This window comes from Bradyrhizobium sp. RDM12 (assembly GCF_051917485.1).
Taxonomy (GTDB): domain Bacteria; phylum Pseudomonadota; class Alphaproteobacteria; order Rhizobiales; family Xanthobacteraceae; genus Bradyrhizobium.
Genome location: NZ_CM133064.1, coordinates 873,716 through 892,130 on the forward strand (window position 1 = coordinate 873,716; position 18,415 = coordinate 892,130).

Annotated in this window: 9 protein-coding genes and 4 pseudogenes; 6 read left to right on the forward strand and 7 right to left on the reverse strand. The window is 64.3% G+C overall.

Going from position 1 to position 18,415, the window contains the following annotated elements; all coding sequences use genetic code 11:
- Positions 1–92 precede the first annotated feature (92 nt).
- The 6 genes and pseudogenes from ACTGJ9_RS04165 to ACTGJ9_RS04190 form a co-directional block, all read right to left on the reverse strand.
- A pseudogene (locus ACTGJ9_RS04165) lies at positions 93–2,070 on the reverse strand (acetyl/propionyl/methylcrotonyl-CoA carboxylase subunit alpha).
- Positions 2,067–3,683, reverse strand: coding sequence for an acyl-CoA carboxylase subunit beta (locus ACTGJ9_RS04170; RefSeq protein ID WP_456676043.1), 1,617 nt, complete (start codon positions 3,681–3,683; stop codon positions 2,067–2,069). The pseudogene ACTGJ9_RS04165 and the gene ACTGJ9_RS04170 overlap by 4 nt, the downstream one beginning before the upstream one ends.
- Positions 3,684–3,791: 108 nt before the next feature.
- A complete protein-coding gene (locus tag ACTGJ9_RS04175) occupies positions 3,792–4,658 on the reverse strand; it encodes a 3-keto-5-aminohexanoate cleavage protein (protein ID WP_456678437.1) in 867 nt (288 codons plus the stop codon).
- A gap of 207 nt (positions 4,659–4,865) precedes the next feature.
- Positions 4,866–5,665 (reverse strand): annotated as a pseudogene (locus tag ACTGJ9_RS04180) (AraC family transcriptional regulator).
- Between the two features lie 175 nt (positions 5,666–5,840).
- Complete coding sequence (locus ACTGJ9_RS04185) at positions 5,841–6,497, reverse strand: glutathione S-transferase family protein (RefSeq protein ID WP_456676044.1); 657 nt, start codon at positions 6,495–6,497, stop codon at positions 5,841–5,843.
- A 129-nt stretch (positions 6,498–6,626) separates the two neighbouring features.
- Complete coding sequence (locus tag ACTGJ9_RS04190; protein ID WP_456676045.1) at positions 6,627–7,763, reverse strand: acyl-CoA dehydrogenase family protein; 1,137 nt, start codon at positions 7,761–7,763, stop codon at positions 6,627–6,629.
- A 268-nt stretch (positions 7,764–8,031) separates the two neighbouring features.
- Between ACTGJ9_RS04190 and ACTGJ9_RS04195 the strand changes: the two are divergent.
- Together ACTGJ9_RS04195 and ACTGJ9_RS04200 are read left to right on the forward strand one after the other, a co-directional pair.
- Positions 8,032–9,581 (forward strand): annotated as a pseudogene (locus ACTGJ9_RS04195) (acyl-CoA synthetase).
- 76 nt (positions 9,582–9,657) lie between these two features.
- Positions 9,658–10,878, forward strand: a complete 1,221-nt coding sequence (locus ACTGJ9_RS04200; RefSeq protein WP_456676046.1) for an ABC transporter substrate-binding protein — start codon at positions 9,658–9,660, stop codon at positions 10,876–10,878.
- An 83-nt stretch (positions 10,879–10,961) separates the two neighbouring features.
- Here the strand turns inward: ACTGJ9_RS04200 and ACTGJ9_RS04205 are convergent.
- A pseudogene (locus ACTGJ9_RS04205) lies at positions 10,962–11,734 on the reverse strand (helix-turn-helix domain-containing protein).
- A 189-nt stretch (positions 11,735–11,923) separates the two neighbouring features.
- Here ACTGJ9_RS04205 and ACTGJ9_RS04210 point away from each other — a divergent pair.
- From ACTGJ9_RS04210 to ACTGJ9_RS04225, 4 genes are all read left to right on the forward strand, one after another.
- On the forward strand, positions 11,924–14,197 hold the full coding sequence (locus ACTGJ9_RS04210; RefSeq protein WP_456676047.1) for a marine proteobacterial sortase target protein: 2,274 nt from the start codon (positions 11,924–11,926) through the stop codon (positions 14,195–14,197).
- Positions 14,198–14,376: 179 nt separating this feature from the next.
- On the forward strand, positions 14,377–14,946 hold the full coding sequence (locus ACTGJ9_RS04215; protein WP_456676048.1) for a class GN sortase: 570 nt from the start codon (positions 14,377–14,379) through the stop codon (positions 14,944–14,946).
- A 407-nt stretch (positions 14,947–15,353) separates the two neighbouring features.
- A complete protein-coding gene (locus tag ACTGJ9_RS04220) occupies positions 15,354–17,483 on the forward strand; it encodes an acetate--CoA ligase family protein (protein WP_456678438.1) in 2,130 nt (709 codons plus the stop codon).
- Positions 17,484–17,584: 101 nt separating this feature from the next.
- Entirely contained in the window at positions 17,585–18,415 is an 831-nt protein-coding gene (locus tag ACTGJ9_RS04225) for an MlaD family protein (protein WP_456676049.1), read from the forward strand.

Below are 18,415 nucleotides of genomic sequence, written 5' to 3' on the forward strand. Positions count from 1 at the left end.
ACTGCGTCGAGCACGGCGCTATGCTGGGTTCAGCAAGGACACTTCCCCCTTGACGGACGGTAGGAGGTCCTACGATCGCGGCGGTCGCTGCCCTATCCCACCCCGATCTCCGCCACGATCCTGTCCGTCGTGACCTGCTCGCCCTCGGCGACGTCGATCGCCGAAACCACACCGTCGATGCCGGCCTTGTGGACATGCTCCATCTTCATCGCCTCTAGCGTCAGCACCGGCTGGCCGGCAGCGACGCGGTCGCCCGGCTTGACCAGGACGGCGACAACGCGGCCGTTCAAGGCGGCGCGGACCTTGCCGTCGCCACCATTGCTTGCTGCCGCCTTTGGCGCGGCGAGGGTCAGATCAGTGACTGCGAGCGGAATGCCGCGGTGCTGGAGGTAGAGCCGATCGCCGTCGCGGAGGAATTTTGCGCGGTCCATCACGCCGTCGTGGCGGAAGCGGATGGAGTCGGGATCAAGCTGCTCGATCTCGAACCTGTCCTGGCGACCGTCGGTGGCGACGGTGTAGCTGCCTTCGCGCTCACGCGTGACTTCGAGCTCAAGCGCGCGGCCGGCGATCTCGATTTTCGCTGGCAGCGGGAATGTTGCCGACAAGCTCCGGCCACTCCGCCACGCCGGCGCGCGCAGATTCGTGACGTAAAGCAGCAGGCCCGCCAGCGCCGTGTCGAATGCGGCGTTCGGGGGCGGCGCCAGCAATTCGTCGCGATGCGCGCTGATGAAGGCCGTCGTCGCCTCACCCCTGGCAAAGCCGGGATGACGCAGACACCACATCAGGAACGCCTGATTGGTCGTCACGCCCAGCGCGGTGAGCTGCTCCAGCCCGACGATCAGCCGCCCCCGCGCTTCCTCGCGCGTGGAGCCGTGGCTGATCACCTTGGCGATCATGGAATCGTAGTACGGCGGGATCTCCGAGCCTGATTGCAGCGCGTGCTCGACTCGGATGCCATCAGGCACCTGCCAGCGCGCCATGCGGCCGGACTGCGGCATGAAATCCTGCGCGGCATCTTCCGAGCAGAGTCGCACCTCGATGGCGTGACCTGTGAACTTGATGTCATGCTGCTTCATGGGGAGCTGCTCGCCGCGCGCCACCCGCAGCTGCAGCTCGACCAGATCGAGCCCGGTGATCGCTTCGGTCACGGGATGCTCGACCTGAAGGCGCGTATTCATCTCCATGAAGTAGAACTCGCCGCGCTCATCCAGCAGGAATTCCAGCGTCCCCGCGCCCTCGTAACGCAACGCCTTCACGGCGGCGACCGCGACCTCACCCATTTTCGCGCGCAACTCCGGCGTCACCGCGGGCGATGGCGCCTCCTCGATCAGCTTCTGGTGCCGCCGCTGCACCGAGCAGTCGCGCTCGCCGAGATGGATGGCATTGCCGTGGCTATCGCCGAATACCTGGATCTCGATGTGACGCGGGTTCTGAATGGCGCGTTCAAGAATGACGGTGGGATCGCCGAACGCCGCCTTCGCTTCCGACCGCGCGCTGCGCAGGGCATCGGCGAAGGATCCGACGTCCGCCACGAGCCGCATGCCCCGGCCGCCGCCGCCCGCGACCGCCTTGATCATCACCGGGAAGCCGATCTTTTTTGGCCTCCGCGAGCATGACATCGTCGGCCTGATCCGTTCCTTGATAGCCCGGCACGACAGGCACGCCGGCTTTCTTCATGATCTCCTTGGCGCCGGCCTTGTTGCCCATGGCCTCGATCGCTTGCGGCGACGGGCCGATGAAGACGAGACCGGCATCCTTGCAGGCTTGCGCAAACTCTTCGTTCTCGGCCAGGAAGCCGTAGCCGGGATGCACGGCATCCGCGCCGCTCGCCCTGGCCGCCGCAATGATCGCGGGAATGTTAAGATAGGATTGCGCCGGCTGGGCTTCGCCGATCCGCACCGCCTGATCGGCTTGCTTGACATGAAGGGCGTCGCGATCCGCATCCGAATAGACGGCAACGACGCCGAGCCCGAGCCGCCGCGCGCTACGCATCACGCGTAGCGCGATCTCGCCACGATTGGCGACCAGGACCTTGAAAAACGGCCGGTGCTGCACTGATCCGTTCCTCATGGGCGCGCCACCGAAAACTGCATGCGCTGAGGCGTACGCGTATCGCCTTCGCGGCAGATCGCGAGCACCTCCGAGAGCACCGCGCGGGTGTCGCGCGGATCGATCACGCCGTCGTCGAGCACGCGGGCGCTGGTCGAGAACACATCCATCTGTCCGTCGAACACGCCGACGATCTCGGCCTTCATCGCGTCCAGCCTGTCCTTCTCGATCGGCTTGCCGCGGCGCGCGGCGGCGGCTTCCGTCACGATCGCCATGGTCTCGGCGGCCTGCTCGCCGCCCATCACGGCGGTCTTGGCGTTGGGCCAGGAGAAGCAGAAGCGCGGATGGAAGCCGCGCCCGCACATGCCGTAATTGCCGGCGCCGAACGACGCCCCGCAATAGATCGTGATCTGCGGCACCGTTGCCGAGGTCACGGCCTGGATCATCTTGGAGCCGTGCTTGATCATGCCGGCTTCTTCATAGGCCTTGCCGACCATGTAGCCTGTGGTGTTGTTGAGATAGAGGATCGGCGTGCGGGTCTGGCAGCAGGCCTGGATGAAATGCGTTGCCTTGTTGGCGCCGGCGGGATCGAGCGGGCCGTTGTTGGTGATGATGCCGATCGCCTGGCCCTCGACGCGGGCATGGCCGCAGACGGTAGCCGGGCCGTAGTTCGGCGCCATCTCGGTGAAATCGGAATCATCGACGATGCGCGCGATCACCTGCTTCATGTCCACGGTGCGCTTGTGGTCCATGGGCATGATGCCGAGCAGCTCATCCTGATCGTAGCGCGGCGGCTTGACTGGCGGAGCCGCCCTGCCCGGCCGCTCCCATTCCAGCGCCGCCATGATTTCGCGCGCGATGCGAAGTGCGTCGCGATCATCCTCGGCGAGATAGTCGCCGAGGCCGGAGATTTGCGTGTGCATCTCGGCGCCGCCGAGCTCTTCCTCACTCGCGATCTCCCCTGTCGCAGCCTTCAGCAGCGGCGGCCCGGCAAGGAAGGCGCGCGTACGGCCGCGCACCATGACGATGTAGTCGGACAAGCCGGTCTGGTAGGCGCCGCCGGCGGTGGATGACCCGTGCGTGACGGTGACGACCGGCAACCCCGCCGCCGACAGCCGCGCGAGATTGCGAAAGATGTTGCCGCCGCGGACAAAATCCTCGACACGATAGCGCAGCAGATTGGCGCCGGCACTCTCGACGAGCTGCACGTAAGGCAGCTTGTTCTCCAGCGCGAGTTCCTGCACCCGCAGCGTCTTGTCGAGGCCGTAGGGCTGCAGCGCGCCGGCGTCGATGCCGGCGTCGTTGGCGCTGACCATGCAACGGATGCCCGAGACGAAGCCGATGCCGGCGATGACCCCGCCACCGGGCACGCTCTTGCTCGCATCCGGCAGATCGAACATGTAGCCGGCGAGCGTGGACAGCTCGATGAAGGGCGCACCGGGATCGAGCACCAGCGCAACGCGCTCCCGCGGCAGCAGCTGGCCGCGCTTGTGGAAGCGGTCCTTTGCCGCTGCCGATGCCGCGCGCGTACGCTCCTCCAGCGCGCGCATGCGGTCGATCAGCGCGAGCATGCCATCGCGATTGGCGTGGTAGGCGGCGCCGCCGGGGGAAATGGTGTTTTCGAGAATGGACATGACAGCTTCCTGCTCGTCATTGTGAGCGCAGCGAAGCAATCCAGACTGTCTCAAGGCAAAGATTCTGGATTGCTTCGTTGCGCTCGCAATGACGGATGAGGCGATACCTTACCGATTCGTCCCAAAGATCTTCCGCGCCTCGGCGGCGCTTGCGATCTCGCGGCCGGCACGGCGGGCGCAGGCGGCGATGGCCTCAATCAGCTGGCCGTTCGACGTCACCTTCTTGCCGTCGGCGAGATAGAAGGTATCCTCCAGGCCGGTGCGCAGATGTCCGCCAAGCTCGGCGCAGCGTTGGTGCAGCGGCCAAATTTCCTCGCGGCCGATGGCGGTGACCTGAAAATGCGCTTCAGGACGCTTCAGCTTGATCAGGATCGGCAGCAGGTCGGGATCCGACGGCATCCCCGACGCGACGCCCATCACAAAATTATACTCGAGCGGGCCTTTGTACATGCCGACCTGATGGTACATGCCGACGCAGCGGACGATGCCGACGTCAAAACACTCGAACTCGGGGATAGTGCCGACCGAATTCATGACGTCGAGATAGTCCTTCACCTTCTCGACCGCGTTATCGAACATCATCGGCGGCCAGGCCCAAGTGTTGTCGGCCTTGACCTTCAGGTAGTTCAGCGAGCCCGCATTGCAGGCGGCGATCTCCGGCTTCGTCTCGCGGATGCAATCCAGCGCGCCGGAGTAGTTCGGCCCTGAGACGCCCGAGGTGTGGTTTATGATGACGCCGGGGCAGGCTTCGCGGATCGCCTGCTGGATCTCTTTGCTTACCCTCACGTCCCAGGACGGCAGATGTCCCTTGTCCGGGGCTTGCTGGCGCAGATGGATGTGCATGATGGAGGCGCCGGCATCGAACGCAGCTCTCGCCTCGCGCGCCATCTGCTCGGGCGTAACCGGCACATTGTGCTGCTTCGGATCGGTGAGCACGCCGTTCAGCGCGCAGGTGATGACCGCCTTGTCACTCATACCAGTCATGTCTCGCACGTTGAGAATTCAGCGTTTGCGATCATGTGACGCGCGACACGCCGCTTCTTGCGCGGAGAAGCTAGCTAAAGACGAGCTATCGTACGGTGGGCAAAGGCGCTCTTGCGCCGTACCCACCATCTCGCCAAACTCAGAGGAGGTGGTGGGCACGCTGCACTTTGCCCACCCTACAAGACTGTAAAACCGGTGCTAGCTCGCCTCCGCGAGCCTCACGGTCTCGCTGCTGCGATAGATCGCGAGATCACGCGAGCCGACGAAGATCGCGCGCGGCTTCAATCCATAGAAGCGGCGGATCGAATGGCTGAAATGGGTGCTGTCGGGATAGCCGATATCCTGCGCGAGATGAGCCAGGTTGAGGTCCTGGTTGGCGAAGTGCAGCAGGTGCCGCGCGCGCTTCCACGCGCGGAACGAGCGGAACGAGATGCCGGTCTCCTCCTTGAACAGGTGCAGGAAGCGCGAGGCGGACAGGCCCGCCTCCGCCGCGCAGGTATCGGCGGTCACCGGCTCACCCGAGAAGCGGCCGATGCGGGCGACGGCGCGCATCACACGCGGGTCGAGCACACGGCGCGGCAATGCTTCGCCAAAACACATCTCGTCGAATTCGGCGGTGGTGATGTCGCCATAGCGGCGCTGGCGCAGCAGCGCGTAGGCAGCGAGGATCTTTCGGGCATAGATCGCGCGGTCCGGTCCCATCAGCCGTTCGGCCAGGGCCTCGATCACGCCATCCGGCATGCTCTCCGGCTCGAGGGTCACGCTGATTGCGGTGCGGTAGTCGCCGGCAATGGAATGCCGCTGGTTCGGCAGGGTGACGAACAGCTCGCCGGTGGTGAGAAGGTCGTCAATGGTCAGGTGCAGACTGCCTTTCACGGCGACATAGACGTGGCAGCAACCTGGGGTCCGCTTGCGGGGCCTGCCGAGCAAGCCGGCATAGAACACCCGCTCAGGGTGATCAGCATCAGATGGTCGGATTCGCGACCGTTATCTTCCATGGGGATCCTCCTCGCGCGGCTCTCTGGCCGCTGCGGACGGAGATCACCTTAGCGGAAATCTGGACGCTGTCACGACGCGATAGCGCTGTCATGGAGCGCAAAAGATTACCATTCCGGGACGACGATCAGTCTTCCCGAAGCCGCAATGAAACCGTACCTCCAACCTGCGGAGGGCTTACGCCCTCACGCGCGGCGCAACATTTTGCTCGGCGCCAGCCCTCTGCTCCGCAGCAACCGCACGCTTGAAACCATCGCGCTGCTGCAGGCGCGCCCAATAGGCCGCGACATTCGGCCCGAAATCCTTGGCGAGCCCGATACTACCGGCCAACCGCAGCGCGTAACCAATGACAATGTCAGCGGCGGTGAAACGGCCGGCGCACAAGTTTTCGGCATTTGCGGTCGCGGCCTCGACGGCGCGCAGCCGCCCCAGGAACCACTTGGCATAGTCAGTAGCGACCTGCGGATTGCGGCGCTCCTCCGGCTCGAGCTGGGTGTAGCGGAGCACCAGCGTTTGCGGGAAGGTTAACGTGGCGTCGCTGAAATACATCCAGTTCAGGAAGGCGCCATAGGCGGGATCTTCCGGGCCGACCATCAGCGGCGTCGGGCCGTATTTGACACCGAGATAGTGGCAGATGCCGGAGGATTCGGTCATCTTGGTCTCGCCATCGACCATGAAAGGTATCGTGCCCAACGGATTGAGCGCGAGATATTCCTTGGCGAAGACCCGCGGCGGGAACGGCAGCATCTTCAGCTCATAGGGTAGCCCCATCTCCTCCAGCATCCAGAGCGGACGGAACGAGCGCGCAGCGTCGCAGTGATAGAGCGTGATCATCGGGGACTTCCTTTGCTGCCGGGCAGCGTACCCATTGTCTTGCACAAAACCATCAGCCTGTGAATTTAAGTGGATGCGGCCCGATGGATTCCCGGCTTGCGCTGCCCGCGTCCCGGAATGACACGGGGGTCATAAGCCCATCTGCCGGCTGGCGAGATCCTTCATGATCTCTTCGGTGCCGCCGCCGATAGCGTTGACTTTGACCTCGCGGTAGATGCGCTCGGCCTTGATGCCGCGCAAGAAGCCGGCGCCGCCAAAAATCTGCACGGCTTCCGAGGCGCAGAACGCCATGGCCTGCGTCGCCTGGTTCTTCATCATGCAGATTTCTGCGACCGGGCTCTCGCCCCGCTCCAGCCGCCAGGCCAGCATCTCCAGCATCGCCTGCGACGCCGCGACCTTTTGCGCCATGTCGACGATCTTGTGGCGGATGACCTGGTGCTGGGCGAGCGGCTTGCCAAAGGTCTTGCGTTCCCTGGCGTAGGCAATCGCTTCGTCAAGACAAACGCGGGCGAAGGCGGTACAGCCGGCGGCCATGCCCATGCGCTCGCTGTTGAAGTTCTGCATGATGATCTTGAAGCCTTGGCCCTCCTCGCCGATCAGGTTTTCGACCGGGACGCGGCAATCGTCGAAATGCAGCGTTGCAGTGTCGGAGGCCCACCAGCCCATCTTCTTCAGCCTGGTGCGCGACAGGCCGGGCGTATCGCCCTCGATCAAGAGCAGGCTGACGCCGCCGGCACCCTCGCCGCCGGTACGCACCGCAACCGTCAGGTAATCTGCGCGCATCCCTGAGGTGATGAAGGTCTTCTCGCCGCTCACGACGTAGTGATCGCCGTCGCGCCGTGCCCTGGTGCGGAGGTTTGCAACATCGGATCCGCCACCCGGCTCGGTGATCGCAAGCGCAGAGATCTTGTCGCCGGCGAGCACCTGCGGCAGCACGCGCGCCTTGACCTCCGGCCGCGCCGCGCGTGCGATCGGCGGCGAGCCGATGGTGTGGCTCATCAGGCTGGCGCTGACGCCGCCGGCACCTGCCCGCGCCAGCTCCTGGCTGGCCACGATCTTCATGAACTGGTCGGCGGCGATCCCGCCATATTCCTCGGGGAATCCGAGCCCCAACAGCCCGATCCCGGCCGCCTTGCGATAGAGCGCACGGGGGAATTCGCCGGCTTCGTCCCACTCATGGGCGAACGGCGTGATCTCCTTGTCGACGAAGCGGCGCATCACGTCGCGAAAAGCGTCGTGCTCAGCGGTATAGAACGGACTGCTCATTGCATTTGCGCCTCGACGAGTCTCTTCTCGTTCCACCATGGCCGGAACATTGGCGGCTCACTTGCGCCGAGTGGCTGGGTGGGATGTGGCACCTCGCGAGGCTAACATCTAGCAACTCAACGCAAGACGGTTTTCATCCCTCGCAGGCCAACTCCAAATCAAAAAAAGACTGCTGCACAAAACTCCGGCTGGTCTCCCAAGGCCACGCCGGGCATGGTGCGCAGCAACAAAAATCGCAGGCGGCACAACACCGCCGAGGGAGGGATCGTTGGCCGTTCGTTACTACGACTGGATCGCTCATCATGCGCGCCGCTCGGCCGGCAAAGTTGCGGCCGTCGACCTCGCAAGCGAGCGCCGCTTCACTTATGCGCAGCTCGACGCCCGCGTCTCGCGCCTCGCCTCTTTCTTCCGCCACACACTGAAAATCTCGCGCGGCGACCGTGTCGCCGTGCTGGCCCTGAACGCCACCGATACGCTGGAGGTGCAGTTCGCCTGCGGACGGTTAGGTGCCGTCTTCGTGCCGCTGAACACCCGCCTCACCGTTCCCGAGCTTCAGTTCATCACCGGCGACTGCGCGCCGAAGGTGATGATCCACGACAGCGATCTGGCCGAGACCGCGCTGACAGTGGTGAAGCTCTGCGGTATCGCTTCGAGCCTGCTGCTCGGCCCCGGCGGCGCCTATGAGGCCGGCATCGCCGGAGCAAAGCCGCTCGACCGAATCGAAGAAGTTACCCTCGATGACGTCTCGACCATCATGTACACCTCGGGCACGACAGGACATCCGAAGGGCGCGACCATCACGCATGGCATGACGTTCTGGAATTGCGTCAATCTCGGCGGTCCTGCCTGCATCGGACCGTCCTCGGTGCTGCTCACCGTGCTGCCGCTGTTCCACACCGGCGGGCTCAACTGCTACACCAATCCCGTGCTGCATGCCGGCGGCACCGTGATGATCATGCGCGCGTTCGATCCCGGTACCACGCTCGGCCTGATCAACGATCCCGCCCAGCGCATCAACGTGTTCTTCGGCGTGCCCGCGATCTACCAGTTCATGGCGCAGCATCCGGCTTTCGCGACGACCGACCTTTCCCGATTGATCGTGTGCGGCGTCGGCGGCGCTCGATGCCGGTGCCGCTGCTGAAGGTGTGGGAGTCGCGTGGCGTCGCGCTCCAGCAGGGCTACGGCATGACAGAGACCTCGCCCGCCGTGCTGGTGCTCGATCGCGAGGACGCGGCACGCAAGGCCGGCTCCGCCGGCAAGCCGGTGCTGCACACCGAGGTCCGCATCGTCCGTCCCGACGGCAGCGATACCGATATCGGCGAACTCGGTGAGCTCTGGGTCAAGGGACCGAACATCACGCCGGGGTATTGGAACAGGCCGGAGGCGAACAAATCCTCCTTCACCGACGGCTGGCTGCACACGGGCGATGCCACGCGCGTGGACGACGAAGGCTTCTATTACATCGTCGACCGCTGGAAAGACATGTACATCTCCGGTGGTGAAAACGTCTATCCGGCCGAGGTCGAGAACGTCCTTCATCAGCTCACTGCGATCGCGGAAGCCGCCGTGATCGGCATTCCCGATCCACAATGGGGCGAGGTCGGCCTCGCCATTGTTGCGGTCAAACACGGCCAGCGCCTGACCGAGGCCGATGTCTTTGCGCATTGCGCGGCCCATCTTGCGCGCTTCAAATGCCCGCGCGAGGTTCGCTTCGTCGATGCGCTGCCGCGCAACGCCACCGGCAAGATCCACAAGCCGACCTTGCGCAAGGAATTCTCGGCCGCCTCCGACATCGACAAGAAGGTCGCCAATGCCTGATCAAAGCGCCCCTCTCGCGGGCGCTTCTTGTTTTCGACGTGCCTGCTCCAACCCAGAAGAATCGCAAGGAATTTTCATGAACAAGAAACTCTCCCTGCTTGCCGCAGCAACCGCGTTGACGCTGCTCACGATCCAGGGCGCTTCCGCCCAGAAGGCGTACGACACCGGCGTCACCGACACCGAGATCAAGATCGGCAATGTCGAGGCCTATTCGGGACCTGCTTCCGCCTATGGCGTCATCGGCAAGACTGAGGAAGCCTATTTCAAGATGATCAACGATCAGGGCGGCATCAACGGCCGCAAGATCAACTGGATCTCCTACGACGACGGGTACTCGCCGCCGAAAACGGTGGAGCAGATCCGTAAGCTGATCGAGAGCGACGAGGTCTTCCTGGTGTTCAACGCGCTGGGCACGCCGACCCAGACCGCCGTGCAGAAATATCACAACTCCAAGAAGGTGCCGCAGCTCTTCCTCGCCACCGGCGCCAGCAAGTGGAACGATCCGCACAACTTCCCCTGGACCATGGGCTTCCAGCCAAGCTACCGGGTCGAGGCACGGATCTTCGCAAAATACATTCTGAAGGAGAAGCCGGACGCGAAGGTCGCGATCTTCTATGCCAACGACGATTTCGGCAAAGACTACCTTGCCGGCATCAAGGACGTGTTCGGCGACAAGGCTTCGAAGCTGATCGTGGCTGAAGAGAGCTATGAAACCTCGGAGCCCTCGATCGACGCCCACATCGTCAAGCTCAAGGACACCGGCGCCGACGTCTTCGTGAACATCGCGACCCCGAAATTCGCAGCGCAGGCGATCAAGAAGATCGCCGAGCTCGGCTGGAAGCCGATGCATCTGATGACCGACGTCTCGGTGTCGATCGGCGCGGTGATGAAACCGGCCGGCCTCGATGCCTCCGAAGGCGTGCTCTCGGCCGGCTACCTCAAGGATGCCTCGGATCCGCAATGGAAGGACGATGCGGGCATGAAGAAGTTCATGGCCTTCATCGAGAAGTACATGCCCGGCGCGAACATCTCGGACGCCAATCTGGTTTACGGTTACGCCGCGGCCCAGACCATGGTGCAGGTGCTGAAGCAGGCGGGTGACAATCTCACCCGCGAGAACGTGATGAAGCAGGCCGCCAGCCTGAAGGACTTCACCCCCGACACGCTGATCCCGGGGATCACGATCAACACCTCGGCCACCGACTTCGCGCCGATCGAGCAGCTCAAGATGTGGCGTTTTAGGAGCGGTCAATGGGAGCTGTTCGGCCCCATCATCAGCGCCGAACCGAGCGGCTAGTTTCGTTCGAAAATTGCCGACACGCGCGAGATAGCGGCCGAAAGGCCGCTATCTTTTTTGCGCGCTGTCACGCGACAGCTTAGCTACCCCGGCAGGAACAAAGCAAACGGCTCTTCCACGGTGCGACGCAGGTGACTGCGATACAACGCATGGTTGGGGTTATCAGGTGCGATCCGCCCCAGTGTCGGCTCTCGGACGTTCTTCAGTGGGACATAGGCGATGGGCGCTGCGATCGGGGTCAATTGTGAGCCGGGGCCGGCGCGCAGCGACGAGATGATACCATACATCTCGCCGTTCACCGTCGGGCGCGACACCGTGATCACCCGATGCTGGCCATGCTTGTTGATGACGAGGTAGATGAACCCCGACTGATGCGGCACCGCGACTTCGCCGGTGTGCTCATAGGCCGCATCGGTCCGCTCGCCCTCGCGAAAAACCAGCGAGGAGATTTTCGGCTCCCAGGCGATCTCGGTGCGATAGGCGAAGATCGCATCCTTGTCGCCAAAGGACGGCCGCAGCGTGACGTAGACGTCCTCGATCCAGGTCACCGCACGATGCGAATAGGAGCCGAGGCTGTCGGGCGCGACATCGTTGCCGACCGTGGGCGACGGCGCAGCCGTGTTGCTCTTGCGCAACGACACGCCGAGCGCCTGCTCGAGCCGGACCGTGGTCGCCAGCGTGAACGGGCGGCGGCCGCCGAGCGCCTTCTCCAGTGTCAGAGACTGAGCTTGGCCCGCTCGGCGAGCGCCTGCCGCGAGATCCGGCGTCTGGCGATCTCCTCGCGGATCGTGTCCGCGACCTCGCGGCTTTGCTCGTCCGAAAGCTGCCCGTCATTGAGTTTATCCGGCGTCTGCATCGTTGGCCCCGCTTCCCACGAGCACCAGTCTAGCAGGGCGGACAAATCAGCACAAAACCGGACATCGCCGCCCAAGCGGCGGCCCGCGCAGGCCAGCCGCGGCGGAACATTGCCGATCATTCTGCTCGCGAAATCACCCCCTCCCGACCGATGCTCGGCGTCATCAACCACCGTTCGGGAGCAGGTCCAATGAGCAATTACGACACGATCGACGGCAATGACCACCGTTGGCTCGGCAAGCTGATCAAGGTCGGACTGTTTCTCCTGGCACAGGGCATTGCCGTGCTCCTGGTCAGCTTCGTAGCCCTGCTGGTGAGCTTCACGTCGGGCTGGTCCGCAACGACCGAGCAGGCAAGCCTGCTCCAGCCCGGCGACGCCAAGTCCGGCAGCCTCCTCCTGAAGCAGGACGGCGCTTACACCGAAGCCATCCGTCTCGGGATCGATATCGACATCACGGTATCAGGCCCAACGCTGCGCACGCGCGTCACGCAGATCTTCCGCAACCCGACCAAGGACTGGGTCGAGGCGACCTATGTCTATCCCTTGGCCACCGACGGCGCCGTCGACACGCTCAAGATGGTGGTCGGCGACCGCGTCATCGTCGGCGACATCAGGGAGCGTCAGCAGGCACGCGCAATCTACGAGCAGGCGCGCCGCAACGGACAGAAGGCCGCGCTTACCGAGCAGGAGCGGCCCAACATCTTCACCAACTCGGTCGCCAATGTCGGTCCCGGCGAAACCGTGCTGGTGCAGATCGAATACCAGGAGGCGGTGCATCAATCCGGCAATGAATATTCGCTGCGCGTGCCGCTGGTGGTCGCGCCGCGCTACAATCCGACGCCGATCGTGCAGAGCGTCGAGTTTCGCAAGGACGGCTCCGGCTGGGGCGCGAGCAATTCAGACCCGGTGCCCGACCGTGACCGCATCTCGCCGCCGGTTCTCGATCCCGGCAAGAATTCTCCAAACAACGCGCCGATCAATCCGACCAGCATCACGGTGCACCTGAAAGCCGGCTTTGCGCTCGGCGAGGTGAAGAGCCACCATCACAACGTCAAGATCGAGAGCCCGGACAACACGACGCGCGTCGTGACGCTTGCCGACGGCACGGTGCCGGCCGACCGCGACTTCGAGCTGACCTGGAAGCCGGCCGCGGAGAAGGCGCCGTCGGTCGGGCTGTTCCGCGAGCATGTCGGCGATTCCGACTATCTGCTCGCCTTCGTCACACCGCCGGCCGCCGAGCAAGCAACGCAGAAGCCGCTGCCGCGCGAAGTGGTGTTCGTGATCGACAATTCCGGCTCGATGGGCGGCACCTCGATCGAGCAGGCCAAGGCGAGCCTGCTCTATGCGCTCGGCCGTCTCCAGCCGAACGACCGCTTTAACGTGATCCGTTTCGACGACACTATGGACGTGTTGTTTCCGAGCTCTGTGCCCGCCGATACCGCGCATGTCAGTGAAGCGACGTCATTCGTCGGCGCATTGCAGGCGCGCGGCGGCACCGAGATGGTGCCGGCGATGCGTGCGGCACTGACCGACAAGGTTGGTGATACCAATATGGTCCGCCAGATCGTGTTCCTGACCGACGGCGCGATCGGCAACGAGCAGCAATTGTTCGAGACCATCACCGCGATGCGCGGCCGCTCGCGCATCTTCATGGTCGGCATCGGCTCCGCGCCCAACACCTATCTGATGACGCGGGCTTCCGAGCTCGGCCGCGGCGCCTTCACCCATATCGGTTCGGTCGAGCAGGTCGAGGAGCGCATGCGCGGCCTGTTCGCCAGGTTGGAGAACCCTGCCGTGACCGGCCTCACCGCAAAATTCTCGGAGGCCAAAGCCGACGTCACGCCCGCGATCATTCCCGACATCTATCGCGACGAGCCGCTGGTGCTCGCAGCAAAGCTCGACAAGCTTGCGGGCTCGTTGGAGATCAGGGGTCGCGTCGGCGACCGGCCGTGGTCGGTGACGCTGCCGCTGCAAAATGCCGCCGAAGGCAAGGGCGTGTCAAAACTCTGGGCCAGGCGCAAGATCGGCGACGCCGAGGTGGCGCGGACGCTCCGCGAGTTGACGCCGGAGGACACGGACAAGACGATCCTTGCACTGGCGCTCGACCACCAGATCGTCACGCGACTGACCAGTCTCGTCGCGGTCGACAGGACGCCGAGCCGTCCCGAAGGCCAGCCGCTCAAGCTCAGCGAGCTTCCGATCAACCTGCCCGCCGGCTGGGATTTCGCGAAGGTGTTCGGCGAACGGCCGCAGCTGACTCCGACACAGTTGCGCGAGCGCCGCGCCGATGCAGGCCAACCCGCAGCAAGGCGTCCGGCTCCCGTCACACCCGATACGATCCGCCTGCCCAAGACCGCGACTTCGGCCGCGCTGAAGATGATCGCAGGCCTGATCATGATCGTCCTCGCCCTGATCCTGTTCGTGTTCAACCGGCGTCAGCACTTGCTCACCGACGCCGCTTGAGAGGAGCCCCCCAACTCCTCTTGTCTAGCGCGCGCGGCTGCCCGTCCCAATAGCAACGGCCGCGCGCGCCTTTTTAAACTGTCATTGCGAGGAGCGAAGCGACGAAGCAATCCAGACTGCCGCCAAGGAGATAGTCTGGATTGCTTCGCTTCGCTCGCAATGACGAGAGAGGGAATATCATGCCCCGCCTCATCTCGCCTCTGGTCCTGGCGCTTGTCGGAACGATCCTGTTCGGCGACGGCGCCTACATCCACGCCAAGGCGTGGCTCGCGCAGGTGCTCCTGGAACGTGCGTTCGACCTGAGCGTTGCGACCGGCCGGCCGGTCAAGCCGTGGTCCTGGGCCGATACCTGGCCGGTGGCGCGGATCGAGGTCAAGCGGATCGGCGCCAGCGCAATCGTGCTAGAAGGCACGAGCGGCCAGGCGCTCGCTTTCGGACCCGGTCATCTGCACCATTCGGCTGGTGCCGGCGAGCGCGGCGTTGCCATATATGCTGCTCATCGCGATACACATTTCCGCTTCCTGCGGGATGTTGCCATCGGTGACGTGATCGATGTCACGCGCAGTGACGGTAAACGCTTTCGTTATCGCGCGGATTCTGCCGCGGTTGTCCGTTTCGACGCAACGGGCATCGATCCCGCGACGCAGGATTTCGAGCTTGTCCTTGCGACCTGCTGGCCGTTCGACGCCGTGACGTCCGGCCCCGAACGTTACCTCCTGCATGCCACCCTGATCGGAGAGAGGGACTAGCCGTTCGCAATCGACCCGCCCGGGATCGATCGAGCTCTCGTAAACCGCGCTTGGTGCGCACGAGAGACGCTCGCCTACAGGCTGGGTGTCTTACGACACTCGCACGGAGGCGGCGCGTGCCGGCAATTGAAGTCGTCGCTTGCGATCCTCCGCGCATTCCGCCATGCGGCATGCAGCCCGGCCGGTTGCCACTCCACCGAACTCGCCATACAACAACGTGACGCGCCACCAAGAAGAACAAAAGGTGAGGTCACGCCATGGAAGCCCAGGTCCCTAAAGCGCAAATCTCTACAGCGCAGGTCTCCAAAGCCCAGGTCTCTAAAGCGCAGGTCTCCGCTGCGTCGGTTCCTGCCCGCTCATGGTCGCCGCCGCCCGATGCCAGCGACATCGTCAAGGGCATCCACGCCATGCTGCATCCGCGCAACATCGTGCTGGTGGGTGCGACCGACAAGCCGGGCAACTACGCCGAGCGCATCTGGAACAATCTGGTCAGATACGGCTTCGAGGGCGGGCTCTATCCTGTCAACGCCAAGCGCGAAACCATCTGGGGCGTGCCCTGCTACAAGGATTTTGCGAGCCTCCCCGAGAGGCCTGATCACGTTTTGGTGCTGGTGCCCGCGCGCTTTGCCGTGCAGGTGATCCGCGACGCCGCTGCTGCCGGCGCGCGGTCCGCGACCATTGTCACGTCGGGTTTCAGCGAATTGCAGGACGAGGCGAGCCAGAAGCTCGCCACGGAGCTGCAGCAGGCCGTGCGCGAAACGGGACTCGCCGTCACCGGGCCCAACTGCCTCGGCAATTTGAGCGCCGGCGAGAAGCTCTTCACCAACATCGACGACCGCATCGTCACCATGGAGCAGGGCGCGGTGGCGATCGCCGGTCAATCCGGCGCCATCGTTATGGCAATCCGGCAAGCGCTGGAGGATCGCGGCGTCGGTGTCGGCTACCTGGTGACAACCGGCAACGAGACCGGGCTCGAGACACCCGACCTGATGCGCTATTTCGCCGAAGATCCGAGCGTCAAGGTGATCGTGGTCTATCTCGAAGGCGTGCGCAACACCAAGGCGTTTCGCGACGCCTGCAAGGCCGCGCGCGCCGCGAGCAAGCCGGTGATCGCGCTCAAGCTCGGATCATCGGAGGGCGGCCGCGCCGCGGCGATGGCGCACACCGGTGCGCTGGCGGGCTCGATCGAGACGTTCGACGCGATCGCAACCCGCGAAGGCGTGATCCGCGTGGGCGGCCTCGACGAATTGATCGAGACCACCGAATGCTTCGTCCACGCCGCCGTGCCCAAGGGCGACCGGCTCGCCGCAGTTACATTGTCCGGCGGCAAGCGCGGCATGCTGATCGACGCCTTCTATGCAGAAGGCCTGAATTTCGCGCCGCTGAGCCCGCATGTCAGCGGCGAACTGGCCAAGATGCTCGGCCCGGGCTCGATCGTCGGCAATCCGCTCGATGCCGGCTTTGCGGCGGTGGTCGATCCCTCCGTCTACATGAGGTCGATCAAGCTGATGATCGACGATCCTGATATCGACATCGTCATCGTCGACGCCGAGTTTCCAAAAGCGCCGCACGAGCAGCGCGAGCGCAATTTGCGCATCGTCGACGAGATGGCGAGCCGGGCCGGAAAACCCGTGATCTATATCAGCGCGATGTCGATCGGCTTCACCGAGTTCACCAAGGGGCTGCGCAAATCGCTGCCGCACCTCGCGGTGATGCAGGGCATGGACCGCGCGGTGACCGCGATCAAATCGCTGCTCGCCTATGCGAAGCTGCGCAAAGAGGTGCCCGACATCGTCTCGAGCTCGAAGCCCACCGCGCGCGCGGTACTGGAGAAAGCGCTGGCATCGGCGAGCGGCGCCGCGCTCGACGAGGTCGCCTCGAAGAGACTGCTGAAGGCCTATGGCATCCCGGTCTCGAAGGAGGGAATCGCGCAGACGGCGGCGGAAGCCGTGAAGATCGCCAACCAGATCGGTTTCCCGGTCGTGGCCAAAGTCGTCAGCGCCGAGATCCTGCACAAATCCGATATCGGCGGCGTCGTGCTGAACCTCAACAGTGCGGCCGAGGTAAAGAAGGCTTTTTCCGACATCACCGCGCGGGTGAAGAAGCTGAAGGGCAAGCCAAAACTCGACGGCATCCTGATCGCGCAGCAGGTCAAGGCCGATCTCGAGCTCGTGGTCGGCGCGTCGCTCGACGCCGAGATGGGCCCCGTCGTGCTGTTCGGCACCGGCGGCATCGATATCGAGCTGATGAAGGACGTGGCCCTTGCCGGCGCGCCGCTGGACGAGGCCGAGGCGCGGCTCCTGATCGGCCGCACCAAGGCCGGCATCAAGATGCGCGGCTATCGCGGCAGGCCGGCGCTGCACGAAGCCTCGGCCGTGAAGGCGCTGGTCGGCCTGTCCAACCTGATCGCGGATGCCGGCGACCGGATCGCCTCGATCGATGTCAATCCGTTCCTGATCAACAGCAAGACCGGCGTGGCGGTCGACGCCTTGATCGTGCTGAACAATGCCGCGGCAAAACGCGCAGCCGGGCATTGATGTCGCGCAGGGCGGATTACGCTTCCCTAACCCGCCTCAGCTAGAATCGCGGCCGTCCGGGCTTCTTCCAACTTCCCTGCTTTGGCCGTAGACTCAGCCTCATGGCACGCGCGAGCAATCTGGTGATCGGCACGGCGACGCTGGCGGCGATTGCCGTCGCGTTCGGCGGCCTGCTCAGCGTGCAGAAATGGCGCACGATCCAGAGCCGCAGCCAGTTGCGCGTCGTGTTCGAAGGCGGTTCCGCGAGCGGCCTGCGCCGTGGCGGCCCGGTCAATTTCGACGGTGTGCCTGCCGGCCAGATCCTGTCGATCAAGCTGGACAGTCCGCGCAAGGTCGTGGCGCTGGTGTCGCTCGACAACACCGCGCCAATCCGCAAGGACACGGTCGCCGGCATCGAGTTCCAGGGCCTGACCGGTGTCGCTGCGGTCTCGCTGATCGGCGGCGCCCCGTCCGCGCCGCCGGTGCCGCTGGACTCGGACGGCATTCCCGTGCTGACCGCCGATCTGAGCGATGCCGAATCCATCGTCGACACGCTGCACAGCGTGGATCGCACCATCGTCAGCAACGCGCCGGCGATCAAGGACGGCTTGCGCACGTTCGAAGACTATACCGCCGACCTCAGAGGCAAGGGCGACCAGATCGACGCGGTGATGCTCAAGGTCGACAATGCATTTGCGGGCTTCGACAAGGCCGTCACGAAAATCGAGGGCGTGGTCCCCGGCTTCGTCGACGGCAAGGCCGACGAGCTGTTCGAAAAGGTGAAGGGGCTGCACGAGCTCTCCGACACGATGAGGAGGAAATCGGCGAGCTTTCTCGATGACACGCGCCGTTCGCTGCTCGATGTCAGTGAAGCCGCCAACAAGATGAGCGGAACGCCCGCGCCTACCGCCGTGCCGCGTCCGCCGCGCAAGCCAACGCACCAGAAGCGGTAG